Below are 25784 nucleotides of genomic sequence, written 5' to 3'. Positions count from 1 at the left end.
CGGACGGGTGGCGTGGCCCACTTTCGGCCCGATTCGTTGCCCGGAGATGTCCCCCGCGTTGCGAAAAGCCTTATCCGGTCCCGAATCCTGGGAAATATCGGTTGGGCGCCCGGCCAAGCCACGCCCCGATCTCGCGTGATCGAAGCCGGATCTCGCGTGATTGAAGGCGGATCTCGCGCGATCACGCGAGTTCCGCCTCTGATCACGCGAGATCGGTCTCCGATCACGCGTGATCGCCCTAACTCAGGACTTCACCGGGGCCGCCGCCGACGTGAGTGGCGACTCGGGTTCTCTTGAGAGATAAGGCAAGGTGGCGTGTTGCGGACGACACACGTGATCCATCGGACGACACGCGTGACTGGAGGGACGACACACGCGAGCCGTCCGCCTGGACACACGTGTCGTCCGTCTGATCACGTGTGTCGTCCCTCCCGTCACGCGAAAGCTCCGATCACGCGTGATCGCCCTAACTCAGGACTTCACCGGGGCCGCCGCCGACGTGAACGACCGCAGCGCTTCGTCGAGCAGGTACACGTTCGCCTTCCCGACGTCGAAGTACATCCCCGTCAGCCTTAGTTCCCCGCACGCCAGCGCGGCGTCGACCACCGGGTACGAGCGCAGGTTTTCCAGTTGCTGCACCACGTTGTGCAGCGCGAGCCGATCGCCTTCGTGCGCCGGCCGTTCGCCGTCGAGCAGCACCGGCCCTTCGCTTTCCCTGCGCCGCATGGTCGCCTCGCCGTGGCGGAGCCAGCCGCCGAGATGCGCGAGGCCGTCGGGCGCGTCCCCGAGCAACGCCTTCATCGCGCCACAGCCGGAATGCCCGCACACCACCACTTCCCGCACCCGCAGCAGCCCGACGGCGTACTCGATCGCCGCCCCCACCGAGAAATCCGCTTCCGCGCGCGGGACGAGATTCCCGATGTTCCGCACGGTGAACAGGTCGCCCGGTCCGCTCGTGGTGATCAGGTTCGGCACGATCCGCGCGTCGCCACAGGTGATGAAAAGCGTATGCGGCTGTTGCCCGTTCGCCAGCCCGTCCCAGGTGCTGCGCAGCAGCGGCGCCGTCCGCCGCTGGAACTCCGAAGCGCCGCGGCACAACGGGACACTGCCGCCGCGCTGACTCGGCAGTTCGAGATGTTCGGCCTGCCATTGCGACCATGGTGCCAGCCAGCGCGGCACCACCCGGGACGCGACGCCGCGGCGCACGGTCGGCACGCCCGCCTTGCCGCGTTCGAACCACGGATGCCCGATCTCGTCGACGATCACCGTTCCCCCGGCGCGTTCGTACGCGCGCTGCCAGCCGCGCAGGCAGTCGAAAGCGGCGTGGTCGAGGTAGTCGACGAACAGCTCCAGCGTCACCTCCGCCCGCTCGGGGACTTCGGCCAGGACGGTCGTGAGCCTTGGCACGGAAAGGAAAGTGAGCGCGCCCTCGATGACGACGCGGGTGCGCGAGCCGTCCCGTTCGACGTGGATCCCGGAGAACAGCATCCGGCGCAGCATCAAGGCGAGCGCCACCGCGATCCCCGCGGCGACGCCGGTCAGCAGGTTGACGGCGACCGCGCCGATCAGGGTCGCGAGATAGACCGGCAGGTCGCCGTGGCGGCGGACCTCGCGGAGGCTGGTGATGTTGACCAGTTTGGCGCCGACGTGGACGAGGAGGCCGGCCAGCGCGGCGAGCGGGATCAACCGCAGCGCGCCCGCCAGGAACAGGCAGCAGCCGAGGATCCAGACGCTGTGCAGGATCGCCGACATCCGGGTGCGGGCGCCCGCTTCGAAGTTGGTCATGGTGCGCACGACGACGCCGGTCACCGGGAAGCCGCCGAGCGAACCGGCGGCGACGTTCGCGAGGCCCTGGCCGACCAGTTCGCGGTTGAGGTCGGTGCGCGGCCCGTCGCGGAGTTTGTCGATGGCGACGGCGGAAAGCAGGCTCTCCAGGCTGGCGATGAGCGCGATGGAGAGGACGGCGGCGATGATCGCCGCCAAGGATCCGGACGGCGCCTGGGGGACGAAACCCAGCCCCGGCAGCCCGTTCGGGAGGTCGACGCGCGGCAGGTCCATCCCCGCCGCGACGGAAAGGCCGGTCGCCAGCGCGACGGCGGCCAGCGGGCCGGGGACGCGGCGCACCGTACGCGGCAGCCGGGTCCACGCCAGCAGGACACCGACGGTGACCACGCCGACGAGCGCGGCTTGGTCGTGGTGGCCGACGATCCGGCCCGGCAGCGCGAGGATGTTCTCGATCGTGGAACTCCGCGCCACACCGCCGAGAACCACGTGCAACTGGCCGAGGACGAGGATCAGGCCGATCCCGGCGAGCAGGCCGTGCACGATCGCGGGTGAGATCGCCAGCGTCGCCCGTGCCACGCGGGTGAGGCCGAAGAGGATCTGGACCACGCCCGCCGCGGCGGTCATCGCGCAGGTGGCGGCCCAGCCGAAGGTGGCGATGGTCTCCGCGATGACGATGGTCAGCGCGGCGGAGGGACCGCTGACCTGGAGGGCGGAGGCGCCGAAGAAGCTCGCGACGATCCCGCCGACGACGGCGGAGACGAGTCCGGCGAGCAAGGGTGCTCCGGCGGCATGGGCGACGCCGAGCGAAAGCGGGACGGCCACGAGGAAGACGACGACCGAAGCCGGAACGTCGTGGCGAAGGTTCGTCAGGAGGGTCGATGCGGGATTGCGGCGGCCCGGAGGCCCGGTGTCGTGCTCGTCACCAACGATGTCGATCATGGGGGCAGGAAACCCGATCCGCGCGCAAAAGTCCGCTACGCAAAGGTTTCTCAGGTTTGCTTGTGCACCCGAGAACTAGGGCATACCAGGCTTTCGGGGCAAACCGCCCGAGAAGGACCCCGATCGGACTCGCCCGTTCGCTTGACCAAGATCAACTCGCGACCACGCTCTGTACCCAGCGTGGCCTCTCCGGATTGCTGTGGCCGCTGTCACACTCTTTGGGCTGAACTTCGCCGTTTTTACGCTTTTTGTGCGGCCGAGACCATTGCGGAAGTGATCGCGACGAGGTCTTCCGCCTCGGAGATGTAGGGCGGCATCGTGTAGATCAGGTTCCGGAACGGGCGCAGCCAGACCCCGTTCCCGGTGAGGACCTCCGTCGCCACCGCCATGTCCACGGGATGGTCCAGTTCGATCACGCCGATCGCGCCGAGCACCCGCACGTCGGCGACCGACGGCAGCTCGCGAGCCGGTTCGAGCCCGGCCTTCAGCGCGGCCTCGATCCGCGGCACGTCGGACTTCCAGCCGCCTTCGGCCAGGATCCCCAGGGAGGCATTGGCGACGGCCGAGGACAGCGGGTTCGCCATGAACGTCGGGCCGTGCGCCAGCACGGGCAGCTCACCGCGCGAAATCCCGTCGGCGATCTCCGGCGTGCACAGCGCCGCCGCCATCGTCAGGTACCCACCGGTCAGCGCCTTGCCGAGGCACAGTACGTCGGGCGTGACCCCGGCGTGCTCGGCGGCGAACATCCGGCCGGTGCGGCCGAAACCGGTGGCGATCTCGTCGAAGATGAGCAGGACGTCGTTCGCTTCGGTGATCTCGCGCAGCGCGCGCAGGTACGCGGGCGGGTGGAACCGCATACCGCCGGCGCCCTGCACGACCGGCTCGACGATGATCGCGGCCAGTTCGCCCGCGTGCCGCCCGATCTCGGTGGCGAGCAGGTCGAGGTAGTCCTGATCCGGCTCGTCGGCGAACCCGCCGGGCGGCCTGGGCAGGAACAGCTGGTCCGGCAGGATCCCACGCCACAGCGAGTGCATCCCGCCCTCGGGGTCGCAGACGCTCATCGGCGTGAACGTGTCGCCGTGGTAGCCGCCGCGCCAGGTCATCAGGCGCCGCTTTTCCTTGCGCCCCACCGACTGCCAATACTGCAGGCACATCTTGACCGCGACCTCGACCGAAACCGAGCCCGAGTCGCACAGGAAGACGTGCCGCAACCCCTCCGGCGCGAGGTCGACCAGGGTCTTGGCCAGCCTGATGGCCGGTTCGTGAGTGAGCCCGCCGAACATCACGTGACTCATCCGGCCCGCCTGCTCCGCCAGCGCCGCGTCCAGCACCGGGTTCCGGTAGCCGTGGATCGCCGCCCACCAGGACGACATGCCGTCGACCAGTTCGCGGCCGTCGTCGAGGGTGAGCCGGACCCCGCTCGCCTCGCGGACCAGCAGGGAGTCGATCGTGCTCGGCATCGGCCCGTACGGGTGCCAGACGTGTTCCGCGTCGAGCGCGAGGAGTTCGGCGGCGTCCATCCGGCGACCCTACGACACGCCCTCCTCAGCGCAGGCGCACAGGGAGGGTCTCCAGCCCGTGGACCAGGGTGCTTTCCCGCCACCGCAACGTTTCCGGTTCGGCGTCCAGGCCGAGGTCGGGGAACCGCTCCAGCAGCCCGCGCAAGGCGATCTCGGCCTCCAGACGGGCCAGCGGGGCGCCGACGCAGTGGTGGATGCCGTGGCCGAACGCGAGATGTCCCGACGCCGAACGCGTGACGTCCAGGCGGTCCGGGTCTTCGAAACGTCCGGCGTCCCGGTTCGCGCCGAGCAGGGAGACGAGCACGAACTCGCCCGCCGGGATCTCGACTTCGCCGACGGGCACGGCTTCCTTGGTGAATCGGATGGTCGCCAGGTGGATCGCGCCGTCGTAGCGCAGGAACTCCTCGACCGCGCCGGGCAGCAGCGTGGGATCGGCGCGCAGGGCGGCCAGCTGTTCCGGCTCGCGAAGCAGCGCCAAGACACTGTTCGCGATCAGGTTGACCGTCGTCTCGAATCCGGCCACCAGCAGCAGGAACGCCATGGCCAGCAATTCGTCCGCGGTGAGTGAATCGCCTTCGTCGCTGGCGTGGATCAGGCCCGAAAGCAGGTCTTCGGCGGGCTCGGCGCGTTTCTCTTCGATGAGGTCGACGAGGTACGCGTGCATCTTCGCGGCCGCGGCCTGGAGTTCCTCCGGCGTCGACCAGGCGACCATCGTGTTCGACCAGGTCGCGAACGCCGGCTGGTCGCCCGCGTGGACGCCGAGCAGTTCGCAGATCACCCGGATCGGCAACGGGACGGCGAAAACGGGCAGCAGGTCGACGCGCTCGGCGTCGCCGATGCCGTCCAGCAGTTCCGCGGTGATCTGCTCGATCCTCGGCCGCAGCCGGGAAACCGTACGCGAGGTGAAGGCCTGGTTGACCAGTTTGCGCAACCGCGTGTGGTCCGGCGGATCCGAGTTGAGCATGTGCGCGCCGAGCGCGCGTACGGCGCTGTCGGCCGCGGATTCGAAGCCGTCGCGTTCGAAGAGACGCTGGATGGCAGCCGGATCCTTGCCCACACGGGGATCCGCGAGGATCGCGCGGGCTTCGGCGTATCCGGTGACGATCCAGGTGGCGAGGCCGCGCGGCAGGCGGACCTTGCGGGCCGGGCCCTCTTCACGCAACAGCGCCGAAACCCGGTGTGACTCCTGGACGAGATCCCAGTCCAGGTTCCTCGGTTCCCCCATCGGTACGCCTCCCCGGCGCGCCGGTCAGCGTTCGGCCAGCGCGGCCACGACTCGCTCGGTCACTTCGGTCCAGTATGCCCGCTGTTCCTCGCGCTCGTCGGCGCCCGCGAGCCATTCCTGGTGGAACCGGAGCGTGGTCTTCTGGTCGGTACCGCTCACCGTGATCTGCAGGGTCGAGTCGTGGTCCCAGTCCTTCGGGCGCCAGGTCAGCCGGAGCTTGTCGCCTTCGGAGCGACCGCGGATCTCGCCGGTCGTCCCGTTGGCCGTCTCGTACGCCGCGCCCAGCTCGTGGCCGAGTTCGGCGCCCGGACCGAGCCAGATGCCCACACCCTCGCGTCCGACCAGGAAGTCCCACACCTGGGTGCCGCTGTACGGCACCGTCTGGGAAACGCCTACCTGCCAACCACTTCCGGCTGTTTTGGCCGTTGTCTTGGTCACCGGGCCATCATCCCATCGGGTGTACCGTGCGGCAGTCACCGGTCCGGGTGGAGGATGTCTTCCCGTGCGCTACCGTCCGATTTCTCCCGCTCTGCTGGTGTCCGAACTGACCGAACGCATCACCTCGATCACGGGCCGCCGCCGGATCGCGGTCGCCGTCGACGGCGCGGCCGGTGCGACCAACACCACAGAACTCGCCGACGCCCTGGTCGATCCCCTGCGGATCGCCGGTCACGCGGTGTTGCGGATCTCGGCGAACGACTTCCTGCGCCCCGCTTCATTGCGCTTCGAACGTGGCAAAGAGGACCCGGACTCGCGCTACAGCGACTGGCTCGACCTTGGCGCCCTGCGGCGCGAAGTGCTCGACCCGCTCGCAGAGGACGGCAGCGGTCTCGTCCTTCCGTCGCTATGGGATCCGGTCCGTGATCGCGCCACGCGCGCCGAACGCGTCGAACTGCCCGAGGGCGGCGTCGTCCTGCTGGACGGGGAGTTCCTGTTCGGCGCGGGGCTCGCGTTCGACCTGAGCGTGCATCTGTGGCTCTCCCCCGGCGCGCTGAGGCGGCGGGTGCCGGACGCCTGGGCGCTCCCCGCTTATGCGCGCTACGAACAGGAAGTCGATCCGTCGGCGCTGTCGGACGTGGTGATCCGCGTCGACGATCCGAAACATCCGGCGCGCTACGAACCCTGATTCCTCAGCGCACCGCCGCGACGGGGTCGCCGTCGAGCAGGCCGGAAAGCCGGCTCGCCATGGTGTCCCACCGCCAGTTCTCGCCGACCCAGTCGCGACCGGCGGCCCCCATCCGCCGTGCCCGCACCGGATCGGCCAGCAACGCCGCCAGCGTCTCCCTCAGCTGCTGCTCGTCGCGTCCGTCGACGACGTGCCCGGTGACCTCGTCCAGCACCGTTTCCGGCGCACCACCGGAATTCCCGGCGACGACCGGCAATCCGGTCGCGGAGGCTTCCAGGTACACGATGCCCAGCCCCTCGACGTCGAGCCCCTTCCCGCGCGTCCGCGCCGGCATCGCGAAGACGTCGCCCGCGTTGTAGTGCGCGGGCAATTCCTTCCAGGGCACCGATCCGGTGATGACGACGCTGTCTTCGACCCCCAGCGCTTCGACGAGCCCGGTGAGCGTCTTGCGGTACGGGCCGCCGCCGACGAGCAGCAGCGCCACGTCCGGGATCCGCTTGCGGAGCTCGGGCAGGATCTTGATCAGCATGTCCTGGCCTTTTCGCGGCACCAAACGCGAAACGCAGACGATCGTCGGCCGGTCGGCGAGCCCGTGCCGCTCGCGGATCTCCTTGCCCGCGGCCGGATCCGGCCGGTAGAGCGCGGTGTCCACGCCGCACGGGAGCATCTCCAGCCCCGCCATCGGGCCGAAAGCCGCCGAAAAGCGGGAGCGCGTGTACTTGCTGACGTAGGTGACGACGTCGACGGTGTCGCCGATCCGCCGCAGTGCCTGCCGTGAACCGGGAAGCATCGACCAGCCGACCTCATGGCCGTGCGTCGACGCCAGCACCCGGCGCGCGCCCGCCGAACGCAGCGGATGCCCCAGCAACGCCAGCGGCGCCGCGGCGCCGAACCAGACGGCCTCGCAGTCGCGGGCGCGCATGATCTCCTTCGCCCGCTTGAGCACGTCCGGGGTCGGCAGCATCAGCGACGTCGGATGACGCACCACCTCGAACGGGGCGGCGGCGTCGAACTCGCCGTGCGAGCCGGTGCTCGATTCCCAGGAGGGGGCGTAGACGACCAGGTCGTCGGCGGGCAGGCGGGTGGCCAGCGAATTCAGGTAGTTCTGGATACCGCCCGGCCGGGGCGGGAAGTCGTTGGTCACCAGCAGGGTCCTCAGCACCCCTGCAGGCTACTTGGCCCTCCGCATACGAAAGGGGCGGCACCGCTTGCGCGGTACCGCCCCTTGTCGTCTGTTCGTCAGGCCGTCGGGCGACGGGCGCCGACGTAGTTGTTCTGCAGCGGCGACACCTTGACGACGTCACCGGTGGTCGGCGCGTGCACCATCATGCCGTTGCCGACGTACATGCCGACGTGCGAGACCGGCGAGTTGTAGAACACCAGGTCGCCCGGCTGGAGCTGCGACCTCTGCACCGGGGCGCCGAAGGTCGACTGCTGACGGCTGGACCGCGGCAGGGTCAGACCGGCCTGCTTGTACGCCCAGAGCATCAGACCGGAGCAGTCGAAGGACGACGGTCCGGTGTCACCCCAGCCGTACGGGCTGCCGAGCTTGCTCTTCGCGGCCGCGAGGGCCGCCGCCGCGGCGGGACCCGGGGCGGGCAGGTTGGGGAACGCGCCGCCCTTGTCCTTCTGGGCGTTGCGATCCGAGGCGCTCAGGTTGCCGCCGGCCCGCTCGATCTCCTTGAGCTGGTCGCTCAGCGTCTTCTGGCGCGCCTCGATGTCCGTGGTCAGCTTGGCGGCCGTGTCACGGGCGGCGGTGGCCGTGTTCTGGGCGTCCGCCGCCTGCTTGGCCGCGGCCGCGGCCTGGGCGACGGCACCGCTCAGGTTGGTCAGAGCGGTGTTCTTGTTCGCGGCGAGGACCTCGAGTGCCGAGGAACGCTCCAGGAAGTCCTGGGTCGACGCGCCCGACAGCAGCGACGACAGCTTGTTCAGCTGCACACCGCTGGTGAAGGAGGCACCGGCGAACTTGTTCACCTCGGCCTGGAAGGTCTTCTCGTCACCGGCCGCCTTGATGCCGAGCTCCTTGGCTGCGGCGGCGTCGGCGGTCGCCTTGTCGAGCTCACCCTGCTTCGCGGCGAGGTCGTCCTTCGCCTTGAGGAGGTCTTCGTTCGCCTTCTCGGCCTGTGCCGCGAGGTCGCGGTACTTGGCGAGCGCGTCCGAGCCGGACGGGGGCTGCTGGAGGGCGGGGCCTGGGGCAGCGGTGGCTGAAGGCTGGGCCACTGTCACCGCGGTGATCACCGCGGCCGCGGCCAAAGCTCCTGACACCACGCGCTTGACTGGATGCGACTGCACGGTCGCGCGTGTCTCCTTTGCTGTCGGCCACCGACTCGGAACCCGGGACGAAGAGGTCGGGGGCCCTCTTCCGCGAAGCCGCGACGCCGACCGTGAGGCCCGCGCGGTTCCCCGCGTTCCCGCCTCGCGCCTGGCCGAGTGCTATCGCAACAGGTTTGGCGCGTGGCTGGTTCCGGTGCAGCTCCCCGACAAAGCTGCCTCAGTGGCGATCCCGTGTCGCCGTCTGGCGACGACTTCCGGCCACGAGATCTCGGACAGGTTACGAAACCACGGGCACCGCGTCCACCATGGGAAGCGCAAAAACTCTCCGTGATGCGCCGAAACACCTTCGGACCAGCATGAGCGGAAAGGTGTGACGGGCGTTACAACCTGGGGCCGATCACGACTACCTACCGTTCACCCGATCGGATCGACCACTCGTCGAATACCCCGGTCGAGGCGTGTCCTCAGGCCGATTTCCGGCGCTCCTGCTCCACGATCTCGACCATCCGGAGGCGCGGAACCATCCCGGCGTCGGCGAGCGCGTCGACCGCTTTCCGCTCGTCGGCGTCCCATTCGAGCGCGAGCGGCGCGCCGAGAAGGACGCTGACGACACAGTCATGACATGCGTCACCGCGGACCGCGCACCGGTCGCAATCGATGACGAGAGTCTCTATGTCGGCTATATCGGCGATGGCCTTGTCGTCCATCTCGGACTCCTCACTTTCAGTGGTGAGGTGCACATTAAGAGCGACCACCGACAGTTTCGGGCCTCCGAGACCCGAGTTGTCCACAACCGGTCCTTCCATCCACAACTTTCGGCGGCGTTTCCTTGTCGCCCTGTCGCCCGGCCACCGTGGACGTGTGCCCCTACACAGACGCTGGTCGGAAGAAGCCATCCCGGCCGAACAACGACCGAGCTGGCCGGTCCTGATTCAGGAACAGCACGGCATCGTGACCAGAGCGCAGCTTCTGGCCTATGGACACAGCAAGGCCGCCATCGTCGCGAACCTCGAGGCAGGACGCTGGCAGCGTGTACTACCGCGGGTTTACGCGACTTTCACCGGTCTTCTCCCAAGGCAGGCCAGGATTCATGCCGCGCTCCGCTACGGAGGCGGGCACGCGGTGCTGAGCCATCGCACCGCGGCCGAGGAGTGGCGTCTCCTGCCGGTCGAGGAAGGTCCGATCGAGATCACCGTGCCCTATTCCAGTTCCGCGATTTCCCAGCCTTCACTGGTGAAGGTGCACAGGTCGCGAGCGCTCCCGCACTCCGCGGCCGAGACATGGCCGCCGCGTACCAAACCCACGGACACGATCGTCGATCTGGCGGTCTCCCAGGCCGGCGCACGGGACGCGGTGAACGTCGTCGTCGACCTCGTCAGCCGGAGCAAAGTCCCGGTCTCCGCGATGCGGGACTGCGTCTCGTCGCGTCCGCCTTTCCGCTTCCGCGCCGAGATCCAGCGAGGTCTCGAATTGGTTGCCGGAGGCCTCATGTCAGCGCTCGAAGTGGAGTTCAAAGAGCAGGTGGAGGAAAGGCACGGCCTGCCGCCGGGCGACCGGCAGACAGCGGTCGAGGTCGACGGGAAGACGTTGTGGGAAGACGTCACCTACGACTCACGAGGCGCGGCGCTGACCGTCCGTCTGGATGGGCGGGCAACCCACGCGATGGCCGCCGTCGCGTTCCGGGACCGCCGGCGGGACAACGCGGCCGAACTCGCCGGCCGGGCCCGTCTGGTCTACGGCTGGCGGGACGTCCGGAATTCGCCGTGCCAAGTCGCGGCCGAGGTACGGACGGTCCTGTTGCGGGAGGGGTGGCGACCGACGGCCGAGCGGGTCACCTGCCCGAGGTGCTCGTGAGTGGTAAGGACGGTTCTAACCGTCCTTACCACTCACGACACGCTTCACACCCGGCTGAGCCGCGACACCAGCACCGCCGACGGCACCGGATGCGCGCCCTTGCCCCGCACCGAATCCGCCACCGCCCGGTCCGTGCTCGCGACCACCATCGGCCGCCCCGGCGGCTCGGCCGCGACGAGGGACCGGATGACGTCGTCCGCGAGCACGCCGCGTTCGGAGAACAGCACCCGCACCCCGCGCGGCACCGCGGCGGGCACGGAAAGCACGCCGGCACCGTCGAACACGACGGTGACTTCGGCCGAAGTCCGCGCGGCGAGCGCGGAAAGCTGGTGGATCAGCCGGTCGCGCTGGTCGGACAGCGCCAGCTCCGGATAACCGGTCTTCGTGACGTTGTAGCCGTCGACGATCAGGTGCACGTTGGGCAGCGCGAGGTGCCGGTCGAGCGCGGTGACGTCCTGGATCTTGCCGCCCGCCCCGAGACCCGACGTCGCGCCGCGCACCATGTCCGCCGGACGCTGACCCCGCGCGCTCACCGAAAGTTCACGGCGCAGCCCGCCGACGGCGCCCTCGATCGTGTCCAGCAGCAGCCCGAGCCTCACCTCGTCGGCCTGACGCGCCTCGCGGGCCGACTGACGGGCGATCTCGGCGTCCGTGACGGCCTTCTCCGCCCGCGCCCGCTCTGTAGCGACACGCTGCCTCTCACGGTCCAGCTGGGCCTTCAGCGCCTTGATCTCTTCGGCGCTCTCGGCGCCTCCGCTCTCCAGCCGAGCGTGCGCCTCGGCGACGGCGTCCTTCGCCTGGCGCAGCTGGACACCTTGTTCCCGCAGGCGCTTCAACAGCTTCTCGACCTCGGCGTCGCGTTCGCCTCGCGCACTACCGGCGATCTCCTTGGCTTCGCGCAGTTCTTCACGCAGCTGCGCCAGTTCCGTCTCAAGCCGCTGGTTGCGCGCCAGCGCGGCGTCGCGTTCGGCGCGCAACGCCGTCTCCTCGGCGTTCTTCGCCACCAGCCGGACCCGTCCGGCCGCGCCCGCCTCGCCGAGCAGCACGGCGGCGGCCGCCGCGGCGACGGAATCGGGGGCGTTCGGATCGAGGGCGTCCTTGCGGTGGTCACGCAGCCATTCGGTGACCGCGACCCGGAACTGCGAAGACTCCCCCAACGCGGTGAGCAACGCCGTCCCGCCGAGTTTCGCGCGTTTCGCCGGGGCGAACTTCGCGACCGGGCGCAGCTGCCTCGGCACGTCGGCGACCGGCAGTTTGCCGACGGCGGCGGCCGCCAGCTCGGCGATCCGCTCCCGCACGGTCTCCGGCAGCGCCGTCCAGCCTTCGGCAGGCACCTCTTCGGACGTCTCCGTCGCGCCCGCCGACGCCACGACACCCGAGGGGCCGCCGGTGGCGTCCTCGGGCGATTCGGGCACTGCGGGCTGCGGTTGCATCGCTCCAGCGTAGGCCCCATGCCCTCGGGGCGCGCTCGATGGGACGGCGTGCGCGCATCCTGGGATTGTCGGTGCCCGCCCCTACTGTGCCCGACCATGGACACCGGACGGCGGCCCGGCGCGGCGCAACTCGCCTTCGACGAGCTGGGAACTCCTTTGCGGGACATCACTTTCGTCGTATTCGACCTGGAGACCACCGGGACGAAACCCGGACCGGACGGGATCACCGAGATCGGCGCGGTCAAGATCCGCGCGGGCGAGGTGGTCGGCGAGTTCGCCACCTTCGTCAATCCGGGGATGCCGATCCCGCCCCAGATCGTCGAGCTCACCGGCATCACCGGGGCGATGGTCTACGACGCTCCCCGGATCGAGCGCGTGCTCCCCGCGTTCCTCGAATTCATCTCCGGTGCCGTGCTCGTGGCGCACAACGCCGCCTTCGACACCGGATTCATGCGCGCGGCCTGCGAGGGGCACGGCTACCACTGGCCCAAGACGGCCGTCGTCTGCACGGTCCGGCTCGCCCGCCGGGTCATCTCCCGCGACGAGACGCCCAGCTACCGGCTTTCCGCGCTGGCGGCGTTGTTCGGGGCGCGCACGACGCCCAACCACCGCGCGCTCGCCGACGCGCGCGCCACCGTCGACGTCCTGCACGCGCTGCTCGAACGGGTGGGCAATCTCGGCGTCCACACCCTCGAAGAGCTGCTGGACTACCTGCCCGAAGTGACCGCTGCCCAGCGCCGTAAACGGTCGCTGGCCGAGCATCTGCCGTCGAGGCCCGGCGTCTACCTGTTCCGTGGCCCGAGCGACGAGGTCCTCTACGTCGGCACGTCGTCCGATCTGCGCCGCCGGGTCCGGCAGTACTTCACCGGTTCGGAGAGCCGGGGGCGGATCCGGGAGATGGTCGCGCTGGCCGAGCGGGTCGACGCGGTCGAATGCGCGCACGCGCTCGAAGCCGCCGTCCGGGAGCTTCGGCTGATCGCCGCCCACCGCCCCATGTACAACCGCCGTTCCAAGAACCCACGGCACGCCTGGTGGGTCGCGCTGACCGAGGAGGCGTTCCCACGCCTCTCGGTGGTCCGCATGCCGCGAGACGGGATGCTGGGGCCCTTTCGCACCCAGACCGACGCCCGGTCCGCCGCGGACACCCTCGCCGGCGCCTCCGGGCTGCGGACGTGCACCCAGCGCATCTCGGCGACCGCGCCGAGCGGGACGCCCTGTGTCCTCGCGGAACTCGGCCGCTGCGGAGCGCCGTGCGCCGGGCTGCAGACAGCGGAGGCGTACCGGCCGGGAGTGCTCGCGGTGTCCGGTCTCATCGCCGGCACGGACGGTCGGCCGCTGCGGGCCGCCGCCGACCAGCTGGCCCGGCTCTCCGCGGCGGAACACTACGAACAGGCCGCCCAGCATCGCGATCAGCTGGCCGGGCTGATCCGCGCGGTCGGCCGGGCGCACCGGCAGTCGGCGCTGGCGGGTATCCCGGAGCTGATCGCCGCCGGCCCGGACGGGAACGGCGGCTGGGAGCTGGCGGTGATCCGGCACGGCAGACTCGCGTCGGCGGGGGTCGCGCGGCGCGGGGTACCGCCGATGCCGGTCGTCGAGATGCTCGTGGCCTCGGCGGAGACGGTGCTCCCCGGTCCCGGTCCGCTCTTCGGCGCGATCCCGGAGGAGATCGGCATCCTTCTGCGCTGGCTGACCCGCCCGGGCGTCCGGCTCGTGCGCACGACGCGACCTTGGGCGGAGCCCGCCGCCGTCGCGGGCGGCTGGCAGGAGTGGCTCGATCTCGCGGCGAGCGCGACGGCACTGGAACGCGTGGCGGGCTAGGATTTCAGCACCGGATTCACCGATGTAGGAGGACCCTTTGATCACGGCGATCGTGTTGATCCAGGTCGAAGCCGATGCCATCCCCGAAGCGGCGCAGGCGATCGCGGACATCGAGGGTGTCCGCGAGGTCTACTCCTGCGCGGGTGACGTCGATCTGGTCGCTTCGGTCCGGGTCACGGCCCACGAAGACCTCGCGGATCTGATCCCGGCGAAGATCGGCAAGGTGCCCGGCGTGCTGAGCACCGTCACGCATATCGCGTTCCGCTCGTACTCGAAGGCCGACAAGGAGTCCGCGTTCGACATCGGCGTCGAAGGCGCCTGAGCTTCCCCCGAAACGCGTGAAGGCCCCCTTCCCTCGGCTGAGTCGAGGGAAGGGGGCCTTCACGCGTGTCTCCCGGGCTCAGTGCCCGGAGGTGATCTCCTTGCGCTCCTCGGAAGGCTCGCCACCGATGTCGTCGACCTTGCCGTTGCCGTGCCCGTTGGACCGGGCGCGCTCCAGCGCGATCGTCTCCTCGACCGGGTCCGGGGACCAGGTCGAACCGGCGACGGCGTGTCCGGCCGAGCCGAGCTTGTTCATCTTCTTCGGCACCGACGCGCCCTGGTACTCGAGCGGGATCGCGTGGCCGTGGTCGTCCACCGGGCCGAGCGGCTGGTGGATCTCGATGAACTCACCGTGCGGCAGGCGCTTGATGATGCCGGTTTCGACACCGTGCTCCAGCACCTCGCGGTCGGCCCGCTGGAGGCCGAGGCAGATCCGGTAGGTGATGTAGTACGCGATCGGCGGCAGCAGCAGGACACCGATCCGGCCCGCCCACGTCGTCGCGTTCAGCGAGATGTCGAAGGCGAACGCGATGATGTCGTTGAAGCCCGACAGCATGATGACCGCGAAGAAGGTCAGGGCCATGATGCCCAGCGAGGTCCGGACCGGGACGTCGCGCGGACGCTGCAGCAGGTTGTGGTGCGCGGTGTCCTTGGACAGCTTTCGCTCGATCCAGGGATACATCACCAGCAACCCGATCAGCAGCGGCATCCCGACCGCGCCGGGGAAGAACACCGCCGGGACCGTGTAGTTCCCGAGGTAGAGCTCCCACGCGGGCCAGATCCGCAGCATGCCGTCGGCCCAGGCCATGTACCAGTCAGGCTGCGAACCCGCCGAGACCTGCGCCGCGTTGTACGGGCCGATGTTCCAGATCGGGTTGATCTGGAAGAGGCCCGACATCAGCGCGATGATGCCGGTGACCAGCGCGAAGAACGCACCGCCCTTGAGCGCGAAGACCGGCATGATGCGGACGCCGACGACGTTGGTCTCCTTGCGGCGCACGCCGGGGAACTGCGTGTGCTTCTGGTACCAGACCAGCGCGAGGTGCGCGGCCACCAGGCCGAGCATGATGCCCGGCAGCAGCAGGATGTGGATCGTGTACAGGCGCGGGATGATCTCGTTGCCGGGGAACTCCCCGCCGAACAGCGCCCAGTGGATCCAGGTGCCCATGACCGGCACCGAGAGCACGATGCCCGACAGGGTCGCGCGGATACCGGTACCGGAGAGCAGGTCGTCCGGGAGCGAGTAACCGAAGAAGCCTTCGAACATGCCCAGGACCAGCAGCAGCGCGCCGATGACCCAGTTCGCCTCACGCGGGCGGCGGAACGCGCCGGTGAAGAAGATCCGGAACATGTGCACCATCATCGAAGCCACGAAGATCAGCGCGGCCCAGTGGTGCAGCTGGCGGACGAAGAGACCGCCCCGGACGTCGAACGAGATGTCGAGCGTGGTCGCGAAGGCCCGCGACATCTCGACGCCCTGCAGACCGGTGTAGCTGCCGTTGTAGACGACCTCCTCCATGGAGGGGTCGAAGAACAGCGTGAGATAGACACCCGACAGCAACAGGATGATGAAGCTGTAGAGCGCGATCTCGCCGAGCAGGAACGACCAGTGCGTCGGGAACACCTTGTTGAGCTGGTGCCGCATGCCCTTGGCCAGGTGATACCGGTCGTCGGCCCACTTCGCACCAGCGCCCGCGGCCTTCTCGACCGGGTTCGTCCCCTTGGTCGGGGTGGTGAGTGAACTCATGACTTACGCTCCCAAAAGGCCGGTCCGACGGCCTCGTTGAAGTCTCCGCGCGCGATCAGGTAGCCCTCTTTGTCCACTGTAATCGGAAGCTGGGCCAAAGGCCGCGTCGCCGGCCCGAAAATCGGCTTGGCGTAGTGGAGCGCGTCGAACTGCGACTGGTGGCAGGGGCAGAGGATGCGGTTGGTCCGCTGCTCGTACAGGGAGGTCGGGCAGCCCACGTGGCTGCAGATCTTCGTGTACGCGTAGTAGTCGCCGAAGTTGTAGTCCTCCTGGCCCTGACGCTTGACGACCTTGGCGGCGTCGGTCGGGCGGAGACGGATCAGCATGACCGGGTTGTCGACGCGCTTGAAGGCGGCCGACAGCGCGTGCTCGTCGTGCTCCTCGGACTTGCGGTACGGGAACACCGTCTCCATCGCGCCCGCGTCGAGGTCCTCGGCCTTGACCAGGGAGATCTCGTGCGGACGGCCGGTGTTGCGGCGCAGGTAGACGACCTCGTCCGGGAAGTTCTTCTTCCAGCCCGAGTGCCACAGCGAGTCGCGGTTCTCGGTGTCCTTCCACGGGTCCTTGATGAAGGACGCGACCGGCAGCGCCGCGACGGCGAGGCCGAGCACACCGGCACCGGCGCCCGCGGACCGCTTGATCATCGAGCGGCGCGCGATGGTGCTGCGGCTGCCCGAGTCGGCGAGCTGGGCGACGATGGTGGCCTTGTCGACCTCCTTGGAACCGCCGTCCCCGCGCTCCTGGACCGAGACCTCGGCCGGGATGAACTTCTTGGTGTAGAGGATCACACCGATACCGAGGCTGAGCACGGCCAGGCCGAGGGTGACCCCGAGCAGCGGCGTGTACAGCGTGTACTTGGTGTAGCCGGTCGTACCCGGCTCCTTGTACTCGAACCAGTGCGGCCACGCGATGAGGACCACGAACGCGAGGCCGGACAGCGCGGCCAGCACGAACCAGAGGGCGACCGCGCGCTCGGCGCGCTTCTCCGCCCGTGTCCCCTCGACCGGCCACGGCGTCGGGTACTCCACGATCTCGACCCCGTCGAGCGCGGTACCCAGCTTGACGAGCTGGTCGCGATCCATGTCCGCCAATTCCGCCTCTGTCGGCGGCTTCGGCCCTTCGGCGCTCATGCCTTCGATCCAATCCACAACGTCACGCCGATCAGCGCGGCGATCCCGACGATCCACGCGATCGCGCCCTCCGAAGCCGGGCCGAGTCCGCCGAGCGAGCTACCGCCGGGAGCGTTGTTCCCGTCGCTCACGGACTTCACGAACGCGATGATGTCCTTCTTCTCCTCCGGCGACAGCTGCCGGTCGGAGAACTTGGGCATGTTCTGCGGCCCGGTGAGCATCGCGGTGTAGATCTGCTCTTCCGTGGCCGGGTCCAGGTTCGGGGCGAACTTGCCCGAGGAGAGCGCACCGCCGCGGCCGGTGAAGCCGTGGCAGGAGGCGCAGTTGAGGCGGAAGAGTTCGCTGCCGCGCGCGACGTCCTCGCCGCGCAGCGCGTCACCCTTCTCGGCGGGACGCTGCGCGCCGCCGCCGTTGGCCTGGATGTAGGCGCCGAGGGCGTTGATCTCGGCCTCGGACAGCTTCGGCGGCTTCCGCTGCGCCTGGGCTTCCTGACGCACCGCGGGCATGCGGCCGGTGGAGGTCTGGAAGTACACGGCCGCGTCGCCGATGCCGATGAGGCTCGGGCCACGGTCGGTGACACCTTCGAGCTTCGGCCCGTGACATTCGATACACGTGTTGTTGTAGAGCTTCTCGCCCTCGCGCAGGAGGGCGGATTCGCCCTGCGCCTGCGCGGTCTGCGGCTCCGGGGCGAAAACGGCGTACAACCCGCCCACGCTGAGCAGCGCGATCCCGAGCGCCAGCGCGCCGGCGAAGCGCCTGCGTGCCTTCGACCGCTTGCGGAAGCGGCGCTCCGTGTTGTTCTTGCTGGAGGTCATCTTGCGGCAACCCTTGCTGTCAGTTCAGGCCGATAGGTCGTGGTGGCGGCTTCGTTCACGGAAGGATGTAGATCACCGCGAACAGGCCCACCCACACGATGTCGACGAAGTGCCAGTAGTACGACACCACGATCGCCGAGGTGGCCTGGGCCGGGGTGAACTTGCTCAGCTTGGTGCGGATGAGCAGGTACACGAACGCGATGAGCCCGCCGATGACGTGCAGGCCGTGGAACCCGGTCGCGAGGAAGAAGACCGTGCCGAACGGGCCGGACGGGATCGTCATCCCCTCTTCGATCAGGTGGAGGTACTCGTAACCCTGGCCGCCGACGAAGATCGCGCCCATGATCAACGTGATGATGTACCAGCGTCGAAGGCCGAAGACGTCGCCCTTTTCGGCGGCGAACACGCCGAACTGGCAGGTGAACGAGGACGCCACGAGGATCACCGTGAACGGGATCGCCAAGGCGATGTTCAACTCGAAGGGCTCACCGTGCAGCGGCGGCGGCCACTGACCGGTCGCGTTCTGCGCCTTCACGGTGAAGAACATGGCGAACAGTCCGGCGAAGAACATCAGTTCGCTGGACAGCCACACGATGGTGCCGACACTGACCATGTTCGGCCGGTTCAGCGAGTGGACCCGCTGGCTGATGGTGGGAGCTGCCGTTGTCACGCGTCGCATTATGTCCTCTCACGCATGGCGCCCGCCGGGTGGGTCCACGGCGGGTCGCGTGCGTGTCGGGTCACATCTGAACGAAAGTGGGAACCGGGCTACTCATGGGTTTACTAGATCGGCTTCGTGACCTGGTCAGGAAGCCTTCCGCGCCGAGCCTGACGATCGACACGCCCGGCGTGGAGATCGTCGTGGAGGCGTTCGATCCGGCCGAGGCGGACTCTTCGGCGTTGGCGAGATCACCCGCTTGGGTCGCCGAAGCGCCCGCGATCCTGCGCCATCACTTGAAGCTGCCGCCCGAAAAGGTGGCGGAGGCGGCCTCGATCCTCGCCCAGGACGGCTGGGAGCTGCGAGAACAGGCACCCGACGGGGAATTCGCCCTCGCGCACGCACTGCGCGTCCAGACCCTCGACGCGCTGCATTGCGCACAGGAACGGTCACGGATGGCGGGGCTCGCGCAACGGCTCGGCGGCGACTCCCTGGGCTGGGACGCGCTCCAGCCGTCGGGTGCGTCCACGTGATGTCGGTCATGGCGGATAACATCGCGGGGTCGACATGACTAGACGAGGCGGAGGCGCGCTCATGGGCGAGCAGGCGATGCGGATCCTGGTGTTCAGCCACAAGGCGGAGGTGCGCGAGGCGATCATCAACGCCGTCGGCCGCAGGCCCGCCGCCGACCTCGGCCGGGTGGACTACACCGAGGCGTCCGGCATCTCCGAGGTCCTCGTCGAGATGGACGCGGGCAACGTGGACCTGGCCATCCTCGACGGCGAGGCCCAGCCGACCGGTGGCATCGGGCTGACCCGTCAGCTGAAGAACGAGATCGGGGTGGGGGCGGGCCGGGCTGGTGATGACACAGACTGCCCGCCGATCATCGTTACGGTGCGGCGCAAGGACGACCGCTGGCTCGCGACCTGGTCGCAGGCCGACGCGGTGCTGGTCCACCCGCTCGACCCGCTGACCGCCGCCGAGACCGTCGCCGACGTGCTGCGCGCCCGGCGGGTGCCGGCCGTGCACGGCTGAGCCGTGACCGCCAAGACCTGGCCGTCCCTGCTCAACCAGCTCATCGCGCGCGCGGATCTGTCCGAGGAGGACACCGCGTGGGCGATGGACCAGATCATGAGCGGGGCGGCGACGCCCTCCCAGATCGCCGGATTCGCCGTCGCGCTGCGCGCGAAGGGTGAGACACCGGCGGAGATCTCCGGCATGGCCGACGCCATGCTGGCGCACGCCAAACGGGTCACCATCGACCGGCCGTCGGTGGACATCGTCGGCACCGGCGGCGACCGGTCGAATTCGGTCAACATCTCCACCATGGCCACGGTGGTGACGGCCGCGGCGGGTGCCCCGGTGGCCAAGCACGGCAACCGGAGCGCGTCGTCGAAATCCGGCGCGGCGGACGTGCTGGAGGAGCTGGGCGTCACGATCGACCTGCCGCCGGAGACGGTCCAGCGCAGCGTGAACGAGCTGGGCATCGGCTTCTGCTTCGCGCCGAAGTTCCACCCGGCCCTGCGCCACGCGGGCCCGACCCGCGGCGAGCTCGGCGTGCCGACGACGTTCAACCTGCTGGGTCCCCTGACCAACCCGGCGCAGCCGCGCAGTTCGCTCATCGGTTGCGCTTATCAGGACAAGACCCGCGTGCTGGCCGAGGTGTTCGCGCGGCGCGGCATGACCGTGCTGCTCGTGCGCGGTGACGACGGCCTGGACGAGCTCACCACCACGACCACGAGTTCGGTGTGGGTGATCTCCGGCGGCGAGATCACCGAGCGGAGCTTCGACCCCGCTTCGCTGGGCATCGCCAGGGCGACCGCGGACGACCTGCGCGGCGGGGACGCCGCCCACAACGCCGACGTGTTCCGTCAGGTGATGGCCGGGAAGACCGGGCCGGTGCGGGACGCGGTGCTGCTCAACTCGGCGGCCGCGCTGGCGGCTTTCGCCGGGTTCTCGGGGTCACTGGAAGACGATCTGGCGGCCGGGCTCGAACGAGCGGCGTCGGCCATCGATTCGGGCGCCGCGGCGGACCTGCTGAACCGGTGGATCGCCTTCGCCTGACCTGCTCCCGCTCTGCCCTCGGTCCCGCCAATGCCATGAAAGGTCCTTTCCTTGCAAAATTTGCAAGGAAAGGACCTTTCATGGCGTTGGCGACCGGTCTCACGAAGCGGTGCTGAAGCGCGCCCGGTAAGCCGTAGGCGTCAGTCCCGTAGCGCGCCGAAGCTGCGTACGCAGGTTCGCAGCGGTCCCGAAACCCGAAGCCCGCGCCACCCGGTCCAGCCGCTGCTCCCCGCGCTCGATCAGCCGGCACGCCAGCGCGATCCGTTCCGTCGTGAGCCACGCCAGCGGCGTCGTGCCCAGTTCGGCCCGGAACCGCCGGTGCAGCGTCGCCTGGCTGGCCGCCGCCCGCGCGGCGAGGTCGGCGACGGTGAGCGGACGGTCCAGCCGTTCGCGCGCCCACGCGAGCACCGGCGCCAGCGACGTGTCCGGCACCGGCGGCAGCGGACGTTCGACGAACTGCCGCTGCCCACCATCACGGTGCCCGGCGAACACCAGCCGCCTGCTCACCGCGTTCGCGATCTCGGCGCCGTGATCACGACTGATCAGGTGCAACCCCAGATCGAGCGCGGCCGCGCTGCCCGCCGCGGTCAGGACGTCGCCGTCGTCGACGAAGAGCACGTCCGGCTCCAGCAGCACTTCGGGATACAGCTCCCGGAAGAGCCCCGCCCACTTCCAGTGCGTCGTTGCGCGGCGCCCGTCCAGGACCCCCGCCTGCGCGAGGGTGAAGGCGCCCGTACAGAAGCTCACCAGCCGGGCACCCCGCTCGGACGCGGCGCGAACGGCCCTCAGCACCGACTCCCTCGCCGGGCTCTCCGGATCCGGCCGGTTGGGCACGATCACCGTGTCGGCGGTCTCCGCGGCTTCGAGCCCGGCGACCCCACTGAGGGTGAACATGCCCAGATGCATCCGCACGGACGGCTCGGCCGCGCACACCGTGAAGTCGTACCAGGGCCTCCCCAGCTCCGGCCGCCGCAGGCCGAAGAGCTCGGTCGCGACGCCCATTTCGAAGGGGTTGGAGCCCTCGTCGACCAGGATGGCGACTTTGTGCGAGGAATCATGCGACATATGCGATTCCTAGCACTCACTCCTCCGGCGGTCCAGTGACGAGGATCGGGGTATGAGCAAGCAGCCGATCGATCTGGAAACCGCGCTGGCCGGGTTCGACGAGATCTGGAGCCCCCGGATCGTCGCCCACGTCAACGACTACGACGTCCGTCTCGCCAAGGTCGCGGGCGAGCACGTCTGGCACGTCCACGAGAACACCGACGAGTTCTTCCTCGTGCTCGACGGCACCTTGGACATCGCGTTGCGCGAGGAGGGCGGCGAACGCGTCGTCACGCTGCCGCGCGGTTCGATTTTCGTCGTCCCGCGCGGGACGTTCCACAAACCGTCCTCAGTGGACGGTGCGTCGCTGCTGCTGTTCGAGCCGACCGGCACGCTCTCCGTCGGCGACGAGCACGACGAGGTCCCCGACCACGTCCAAGTGACAGTTGGACAGGAAATCTCCTTCTAGCCTGCGGAAAACGTCCTGCGGTACGCGCTCGGGCTGGTCCCCCGCAGCTTGCCGAACTGATGCCGCAGCGCGGCGGCCGAGGCGTATCCGCAGGCGACCGCGATGTCCTCAATGGACAGACGTCCCTCTTCGAGCAAGGACTGCGCACGGTCCAGGCGGCGCTCGGTGAGCCATCGGTGCGGCGTCGTACCGGTGGCCGCCGAGAACCGGCGCAGGAACGTGCGCTCCCCCAGCCCGCTGCGACGGGCGAGCTCCGCGACGGTGAACGGCTGGTCCAATCGCCGCTCGATCCATTCGAGCGCTTCGGCGAGCACGGTGTCGTCCGGCGCGGCGGTCTCGGGCACCGGCGCCTGCACGAACTGCGCCTGCCCGCCGACCCGGTGCGGCGCCGCGACCATCCGCCTGGCCAGCGTCGTGGCCGCGGTGACACCGCGCAGCTCCCGCACGAGATGCAGGCACAGGTCGACGGCGGCCACGGTTCCCGCGCTGGTGAGAACGCCGCCGTCGTCGACGTACAACGCCTTCGGATCTACCTTCGCCGTCGGGAAACGCGACCGGAACTCCTGCTCGTAGACCCAGTGGACGGTGCAGTTGCGCCCGTCGAGCAGCCCCGCGTAGCCGAGCGAGAAGACGCCCGCGCAGAAGCCCGCGACCCAGGCGCCCCGGCTCGCCGCGTCGCGCAGGACCTCGAGCACCGGCTCCGGCGGGCTCGCGCTGCGCGGTGCGCAGGTCGGGACGATCAGCAGATCGGCGGACGCCGCGAAGTCCAGGCCCCGCAGGCCGTCGAGCCCGAAGCCGGACCAGCTCAGGACGTTCGCGCCGCCGGGCGAGCAGACCGCGAAGTCCCAGCCCTCGATGCCGTCGGCGCTGCGATCGGTGCCGAAGACCTCGCAGGCGACGCCGAGTTCGAACGGCGAGACCTGGTCGGCGAGCACCACCGCGACCTTCTTCACATCCATCCGGGCAGTGTGTCACAAGTTTTGCGGTCGATGTCATCTCTGACACTGGTTGAACGCGGGCACGAGGGCGAAAGTGGTCGCCATGAACAAGAACAACCCCGTGTTGCAGTGGACGGCCGCGATGGCGCTGTCCGGCACGATCGGCGCCGTCGTCCTCGAAAGCGGCGCCGACGCCCCCGCCGTGGCGTTCGCGAGGAGCCTCGTCGGCGGTCTGCTGCTCCTGGTGTGGAGCGCGGCTCGCGGCTGGCTGCGCCCGTGGACGCTCAGCCGACGCGACCTGCTGCTCGCCGTCCTCGGCGGCCTGTTCCTGGTCGGGAACTGGGTGCTGTTGTTCGCCTCGTACTCGCTGTCGTCGATCGGGGTCAGCACCGTCGTCTACCACACGCAGCCGCTGATGCTGGTCGGTCTCGCCGCGGCGTTCCTCGGCGAGAAGATGGCGAAGAGCCAGCTGGTCCGGGCGCTGATCGCGTTCGGCGGAGTGACCCTCATCTCACTGTCCGCGCACGGCGCCGACGGCAAGCCCGTACGGCTGGCGGGGATCGCGCTCGCCCTCGGCGCGGCCGCGCTCTACGCCGGCGCCTCGTTCGTCGCGAAGCAGCTCACGCACGTCCGTCCGCACGTCCTCGCGGCCGTACAGCTCGTGACGGGCACGATCGTGCTCGCACCCGCCCTGCTGGTCACGCCGCTGCCCACGGACACCTCAGGGCTGCTGTGGCTGGTCCTGCTCGGGACCGTGCACACCGCGCTGATGTACGTGCTCATGTACGCGAGCATCGGGAAGCTGCCGACCACGACGGTGGCGCTGCTGTCCTACGTCTATCCGGTGGTCGCGGTGGTCGTCGACGTCCTCGCCTACGGGCACCGGCCGACCTGGCCGGAAGGGGTGGGGATGCTGGCCGTCCTGGCGGCCGCGCTGGCCCCGAAACGCGCGGAGGCACGCCAACCCGCCCGCGTTTAGTCCTCTGAATGCGAAAAGCGGCGCCCGGTCCGAAGACCGAGGCGCCGCTTCCGGCGTCAGAACGTCACTCGTGGTTCGGACCGGTGTGGTACTCGAACACCAGCCCGCCGATGGCGATGATGACCAGGCCCAGCGCGATGATCAGCAGCCAGACGTGGAAGAACGCGAGCGCGACACCGGTCAGCGCGGCGGCCGCCGCGAGACCGATCGGCCAGTAGCTGCCCGGGCTGAAGAAGCCCAGCTCACCGGCACCGTCGCTGATCTCGGCGTCTTCCCGGTCCTCCGGCCGCGGCTCGATGCGCCGCGCCACGAACTGCAGGTAGCTCCCGGCCAGGAAGGCCAGGCCACCGGTGAGGATCAGGGCCACCACACCGACCGGCTCGACGCCGTCCCGGGTCATCGTTCCGGTCATGTACGCGTAGATACCCGCGACGATGACGGAGAAGACCGCGACGAGGAAGAAAATCCGTCCTTCGACCTTCATGGACGTTGCCTCACTCCTGTTTCGGGCTCGAACAGCCGGGTCAGTTGGACGCGACCCGCGCGGTGCGGTCGGTGTTGAACGGGGTGGTGGTGACGGCGTAGGGCGAGCACAGGTCGCCGCAGTTCATCGCCGTCAGCGCTTCGGAAGCCGTGTTCGGCTTGCCGCTCTTCGGGTTCACGGTGCCGCGGAGCTGGATGTACTGCGCGTACTTGTCCGGCGAGAGCGCCCTGACCTCGAAGTTCATCCCCGAGTGGTAGGTGCCGCACAGTTCGGCGCAGCGGCCGACGAACGAACCTTCCTTGTCGATCGAGTTCTGGAAGGTGAAGTCCTGGTTGTTCTTCTCCGGGTCCGGCATGACGTCCCGCTTGAAGTGGAACTCCGGCACCCAGAACGAGTGGATGACGTCGGCCGACCGCAGGTTGTACTGGATCGTCTTGTTCGTCGGCAGGACCAGCAGCGGGATCTCGGTCGAGCTGCCGACCGTGGTGATCTCGGGGTCCTCGTGGTTCTTGGAGTCGCTCTTGTACTTGAACTCCCAGTTCCACTGGAACGCGACGATGTCGACCGTGACGTCCGGGTTGTCCGTCTCGGCGAGCACGCGGTTCTCGGTGGTCGCGGTGAAGAAGAACAGCACGCAGACCATGATCGTCGGGACGACGACCGTGAAGATCTCCAGCGGGATGTTGTACTGGAACTGACGGGGCAGTTCCTCTTCCGCGCCGTCGGCGGTCTTCTTCTTGCGGTGGAAGATCGCGGTCCAGAAGATCAGCGCCCACACGATGACACCGACGGCCAGCGCGGCGATGACGGTCCACGTCCACAAGGTGCGCATGTCGTGCGCCTGCGGGGTCACCCCGACCGGCCAGCCGAAGCGGAGGATCTCGTCCCCGGAACAGCCCGTCGCGGTCAGCATCACCAGCGCGGCGAGCGCTGCGACGCGACCAGCCCGCTTAACCGGGATGCGCTCTGGATTTCCCACTGCGCCTTGCCCTTTCACCCAGAGCCTCCTCGACCGATCTTTGTGACAGCCGGAGCCTAGCCGAGTTGCGACGCCGCGCTGACCAAGGGGTGACCCCAACACGCGTATCCCCCACCACATCCGGGTGTACACACCCACCGGCATACTGGGCCCTTCTCCCCGCTCGGCCAACAAGAGGTGTG

25 protein-coding genes are annotated in these 25784 nt (G+C 69.2%); 9 read left to right on the top strand and 16 right to left on the bottom strand.

Annotated elements, in window-relative coordinates; all coding sequences use genetic code 11:
* Positions 1 to 471: 471 nt before the first annotated feature.
* The 4 genes from AMK34_RS37110 to AMK34_RS37095 form a co-directional block, all read right to left on the bottom strand.
* On the bottom strand, positions 472 to 2724 hold the full coding sequence (locus AMK34_RS37110) for a bifunctional SulP family inorganic anion transporter/carbonic anhydrase (RefSeq protein ID WP_073848457.1): 2253 nt from the start codon (positions 2722 to 2724) through the stop codon (positions 472 to 474).
* Positions 2725 to 2963: 239 nt separating this feature from the next.
* The gene (locus tag AMK34_RS37105) at positions 2964 to 4244 is read right to left on the bottom strand and encodes an adenosylmethionine--8-amino-7-oxononanoate transaminase (RefSeq protein WP_073848456.1); all 1281 of its coding nucleotides are present in this window, start codon (positions 4242 to 4244) and stop codon (positions 2964 to 2966) included.
* A 25-nt stretch (positions 4245 to 4269) separates the two neighbouring features.
* Positions 4270 to 5469 (bottom strand): cytochrome P450 family protein, encoded by a 1200-nt coding sequence (locus AMK34_RS37100; protein ID WP_073848455.1) that lies wholly within the window; start codon positions 5467 to 5469, stop codon positions 4270 to 4272.
* Between the two features lie 24 nt (positions 5470 to 5493).
* The gene (locus tag AMK34_RS37095) at positions 5494 to 5847 is read right to left on the bottom strand and encodes an SRPBCC domain-containing protein (RefSeq protein ID WP_016336029.1); all 354 of its coding nucleotides are present in this window, start codon (positions 5845 to 5847) and stop codon (positions 5494 to 5496) included.
* Between the two features lie 124 nt (positions 5848 to 5971).
* On the opposite strand from AMK34_RS37095, the gene AMK34_RS37090 reads away from it, so the two are divergent.
* Complete coding sequence (locus AMK34_RS37090) at positions 5972 to 6595, top strand: uridine kinase (RefSeq protein ID WP_038510215.1); 624 nt, start codon at positions 5972 to 5974, stop codon at positions 6593 to 6595.
* 4 nt (positions 6596 to 6599) lie between these two features.
* On the opposite strand, the gene AMK34_RS37085 is transcribed toward AMK34_RS37090, so the two are convergent.
* The 3 genes from AMK34_RS37085 to AMK34_RS37075 all read right to left on the bottom strand — a co-directional run bounded on the left by AMK34_RS37085 (position 6600) and on the right by AMK34_RS37075 (position 9576).
* Entirely contained in the window at positions 6600 to 7757 is a 1158-nt protein-coding gene (locus AMK34_RS37085; RefSeq protein WP_198941825.1) for a glycosyltransferase family 4 protein, read from the bottom strand.
* A gap of 77 nt (positions 7758 to 7834) precedes the next feature.
* Positions 7835 to 8887: a C40 family peptidase gene (locus tag AMK34_RS37080; RefSeq protein ID WP_174492015.1), complete on the bottom strand. Its 1053-nt coding sequence runs from the start codon at positions 8885 to 8887 to the stop codon at positions 7835 to 7837.
* Positions 8888 to 9333: 446 nt separating this feature from the next.
* Positions 9334 to 9576, bottom strand: coding sequence for a hypothetical protein (locus tag AMK34_RS37075; protein WP_038522796.1), 243 nt, complete (start codon positions 9574 to 9576; stop codon positions 9334 to 9336).
* Between the two features lie 154 nt (positions 9577 to 9730).
* Here AMK34_RS37075 and AMK34_RS37070 point away from each other — a divergent pair, with 154 nt between their 5' ends.
* A complete protein-coding gene (locus AMK34_RS37070) occupies positions 9731 to 10723 on the top strand; it encodes a hypothetical protein (RefSeq protein WP_073848454.1) in 993 nt (330 codons plus the stop codon).
* A 44-nt stretch (positions 10724 to 10767) separates the two neighbouring features.
* On the opposite strand, the gene AMK34_RS37065 is transcribed toward AMK34_RS37070, so the two are convergent.
* Positions 10768 to 12156 carry an NYN domain-containing protein gene (locus AMK34_RS37065; RefSeq protein ID WP_038510206.1) on the bottom strand — a complete coding sequence of 463 codons (1389 nt, stop codon included), beginning with the start codon at positions 12154 to 12156 and terminating at the stop codon, positions 10768 to 10770.
* A 96-nt stretch (positions 12157 to 12252) separates the two neighbouring features.
* On the opposite strand from AMK34_RS37065, the gene AMK34_RS37060 reads away from it, so the two are divergent.
* The gene (locus tag AMK34_RS37060; protein ID WP_073848453.1) at positions 12253 to 13974 is read left to right on the top strand and encodes a DEDD exonuclease domain-containing protein; all 1722 of its coding nucleotides are present in this window, start codon (positions 12253 to 12255) and stop codon (positions 13972 to 13974) included.
* Between the two features lie 37 nt (positions 13975 to 14011).
* On the top strand, positions 14012 to 14296 hold the full coding sequence (locus tag AMK34_RS37055; protein ID WP_016336037.1) for an Lrp/AsnC family transcriptional regulator: 285 nt from the start codon (positions 14012 to 14014) through the stop codon (positions 14294 to 14296).
* Positions 14297 to 14374: 78 nt separating this feature from the next.
* Here AMK34_RS37055 and qcrB read toward each other — a convergent pair whose 3' ends face one another.
* Genes qcrB through ctaE form a run of 4 tightly spaced genes read right to left on the bottom strand, consistent with a single transcriptional unit; the run spans position 14375 to position 18666 of the window.
* On the bottom strand, positions 14375 to 16042 hold the full coding sequence (gene qcrB, locus AMK34_RS37050) for a cytochrome bc1 complex cytochrome b subunit (RefSeq protein ID WP_038510200.1): 1668 nt from the start codon (positions 16040 to 16042) through the stop codon (positions 14375 to 14377).
* Positions 16039 to 17172, bottom strand: a complete 1134-nt coding sequence (gene qcrA / locus AMK34_RS37045) for a cytochrome bc1 complex Rieske iron-sulfur subunit (RefSeq protein ID WP_037344746.1) — start codon at positions 17170 to 17172, stop codon at positions 16039 to 16041. Before qcrA ends, qcrB begins: the two co-directional genes overlap by 4 nt.
* Positions 17169 to 17987: a cytochrome bc1 complex diheme cytochrome c subunit gene (qcrC, locus tag AMK34_RS37040; protein WP_038510197.1), complete on the bottom strand. Its 819-nt coding sequence runs from the start codon at positions 17985 to 17987 to the stop codon at positions 17169 to 17171. Before qcrC ends, qcrA begins: the two co-directional genes overlap by 4 nt.
* A gap of 55 nt (positions 17988 to 18042) precedes the next feature.
* Positions 18043 to 18666, bottom strand: coding sequence for an aa3-type cytochrome oxidase subunit III (ctaE, locus tag AMK34_RS37035; RefSeq protein ID WP_073848452.1), 624 nt, complete (start codon positions 18664 to 18666; stop codon positions 18043 to 18045).
* 95 nt (positions 18667 to 18761) lie between these two features.
* Between ctaE and AMK34_RS37030 the strand changes: the two genes are divergently transcribed.
* The 3 genes from AMK34_RS37030 to trpD all read left to right on the top strand — a co-directional run bounded on the left by AMK34_RS37030 (position 18762) and on the right by trpD (position 20709).
* On the top strand, positions 18762 to 19178 hold the full coding sequence (locus AMK34_RS37030) for a hypothetical protein (RefSeq protein WP_038510192.1): 417 nt from the start codon (positions 18762 to 18764) through the stop codon (positions 19176 to 19178).
* Positions 19179 to 19239: 61 nt separating this feature from the next.
* Positions 19240 to 19680 (top strand): hypothetical protein, encoded by a 441-nt coding sequence (locus AMK34_RS37025; protein ID WP_038510189.1) that lies wholly within the window; start codon positions 19240 to 19242, stop codon positions 19678 to 19680.
* A gap of 3 nt (positions 19681 to 19683) precedes the next feature.
* Positions 19684 to 20709 carry an anthranilate phosphoribosyltransferase gene (gene trpD, locus AMK34_RS37020; protein WP_073848451.1) on the top strand — a complete coding sequence of 342 codons (1026 nt, stop codon included), beginning with the start codon at positions 19684 to 19686 and terminating at the stop codon, positions 20707 to 20709.
* 99 nt (positions 20710 to 20808) lie between these two features.
* On the opposite strand, the gene AMK34_RS37015 is transcribed toward trpD, so the two are convergent.
* Entirely contained in the window at positions 20809 to 21774 is a 966-nt protein-coding gene (locus tag AMK34_RS37015) for a helix-turn-helix domain-containing protein (RefSeq protein ID WP_073848450.1), read from the bottom strand.
* A 52-nt stretch (positions 21775 to 21826) separates the two neighbouring features.
* On the opposite strand from AMK34_RS37015, the gene AMK34_RS37010 reads away from it, so the two are divergent.
* The gene (locus AMK34_RS37010; protein WP_073848449.1) at positions 21827 to 22222 is read left to right on the top strand and encodes a cupin domain-containing protein; all 396 of its coding nucleotides are present in this window, start codon (positions 21827 to 21829) and stop codon (positions 22220 to 22222) included.
* Here AMK34_RS37010 and AMK34_RS37005 read toward each other — a convergent pair.
* The gene (locus tag AMK34_RS37005; protein WP_073848448.1) at positions 22219 to 23181 is read right to left on the bottom strand and encodes a GlxA family transcriptional regulator; all 963 of its coding nucleotides are present in this window, start codon (positions 23179 to 23181) and stop codon (positions 22219 to 22221) included. The two genes, AMK34_RS37010 and AMK34_RS37005, sit on opposite strands and share 4 nt — an antisense overlap.
* Before the next feature lie 82 nt (positions 23182 to 23263).
* Here AMK34_RS37005 and AMK34_RS37000 point away from each other — a divergent pair, with 82 nt between their 5' ends.
* Complete coding sequence (locus AMK34_RS37000; RefSeq protein WP_038522794.1) at positions 23264 to 24139, top strand: DMT family transporter; 876 nt, start codon at positions 23264 to 23266, stop codon at positions 24137 to 24139.
* A gap of 64 nt (positions 24140 to 24203) precedes the next feature.
* On the opposite strand, the gene AMK34_RS36995 is transcribed toward AMK34_RS37000, so the two are convergent.
* Positions 24204 to 24623 carry a cytochrome c oxidase subunit 4 gene (locus AMK34_RS36995; RefSeq protein WP_037344731.1) on the bottom strand — a complete coding sequence of 140 codons (420 nt, stop codon included), beginning with the start codon at positions 24621 to 24623 and terminating at the stop codon, positions 24204 to 24206.
* A 40-nt stretch (positions 24624 to 24663) separates the two neighbouring features.
* Positions 24664 to 25602 carry an aa3-type cytochrome oxidase subunit II gene (gene ctaC, locus AMK34_RS36990; RefSeq protein ID WP_073848447.1) on the bottom strand — a complete coding sequence of 313 codons (939 nt, stop codon included), beginning with the start codon at positions 25600 to 25602 and terminating at the stop codon, positions 24664 to 24666.
* Positions 25603 to 25784: the final 182 nt, after the last annotated feature.

This window comes from Amycolatopsis sp. CB00013 (assembly GCF_001905755.1).
GTDB lineage: Bacteria > Actinomycetota > Actinomycetes > Mycobacteriales > Pseudonocardiaceae > Amycolatopsis > Amycolatopsis japonica.
Note: the sequence above shows the minus strand (reverse complement) of the source record. Positions and strands in the feature narration are given on the sequence as shown.

Coding starts and splice junctions, on each gene's coding strand:
- AMK34_RS37110 (WP_073848457.1), bottom strand. CDS start 2,724: ATGATCGACATCGTTGGTGACGAGCACGACACCGGGCCTCCGGGCCGC.
- AMK34_RS37105 (WP_073848456.1), bottom strand. CDS start 4,244: ATGGACGCCGCCGAACTCCTCGCGCTCGACGCGGAACACGTCTGGCAC.
- AMK34_RS37100 (WP_073848455.1), bottom strand. CDS start 5,469: ATGGGGGAACCGAGGAACCTGGACTGGGATCTCGTCCAGGAGTCACAC.
- AMK34_RS37075 (WP_038522796.1), bottom strand. CDS start 9,576: ATGGACGACAAGGCCATCGCCGATATAGCCGACATAGAGACTCTCGTC.
- AMK34_RS37065 (WP_038510206.1), bottom strand. CDS start 12,156: ATGCAACCGCAGCCCGCAGTGCCCGAATCGCCCGAGGACGCCACCGGC.
- AMK34_RS37060 (WP_073848453.1), top strand. CDS start 12,253: ATGGACACCGGACGGCGGCCCGGCGCGGCGCAACTCGCCTTCGACGAG.
- qcrB (WP_038510200.1), bottom strand. CDS start 16,042: ATGAGTTCACTCACCACCCCGACCAAGGGGACGAACCCGGTCGAGAAG.
- qcrA (WP_037344746.1), bottom strand. CDS start 17,172: ATGAGCGCCGAAGGGCCGAAGCCGCCGACAGAGGCGGAATTGGCGGAC.
- qcrC (WP_038510197.1), bottom strand. CDS start 17,987: ATGACCTCCAGCAAGAACAACACGGAGCGCCGCTTCCGCAAGCGGTCG.
- ctaE (WP_073848452.1), bottom strand. CDS start 18,666: ATGCGACGCGTGACAACGGCAGCTCCCACCATCAGCCAGCGGGTCCAC.
- AMK34_RS37030 (WP_038510192.1), top strand. CDS start 18,762: ATGGGTTTACTAGATCGGCTTCGTGACCTGGTCAGGAAGCCTTCCGCG.
- AMK34_RS37025 (WP_038510189.1), top strand. CDS start 19,240: ATGGGCGAGCAGGCGATGCGGATCCTGGTGTTCAGCCACAAGGCGGAG.
- AMK34_RS37015 (WP_073848450.1), bottom strand. CDS start 21,774: ATGTCGCATGATTCCTCGCACAAAGTCGCCATCCTGGTCGACGAGGGC.
- AMK34_RS37010 (WP_073848449.1), top strand. CDS start 21,827: ATGAGCAAGCAGCCGATCGATCTGGAAACCGCGCTGGCCGGGTTCGAC.
- AMK34_RS37005 (WP_073848448.1), bottom strand. CDS start 23,181: ATGGATGTGAAGAAGGTCGCGGTGGTGCTCGCCGACCAGGTCTCGCCG.
- AMK34_RS37000 (WP_038522794.1), top strand. CDS start 23,264: ATGAACAAGAACAACCCCGTGTTGCAGTGGACGGCCGCGATGGCGCTG.
- AMK34_RS36995 (WP_037344731.1), bottom strand. CDS start 24,623: ATGAAGGTCGAAGGACGGATTTTCTTCCTCGTCGCGGTCTTCTCCGTC.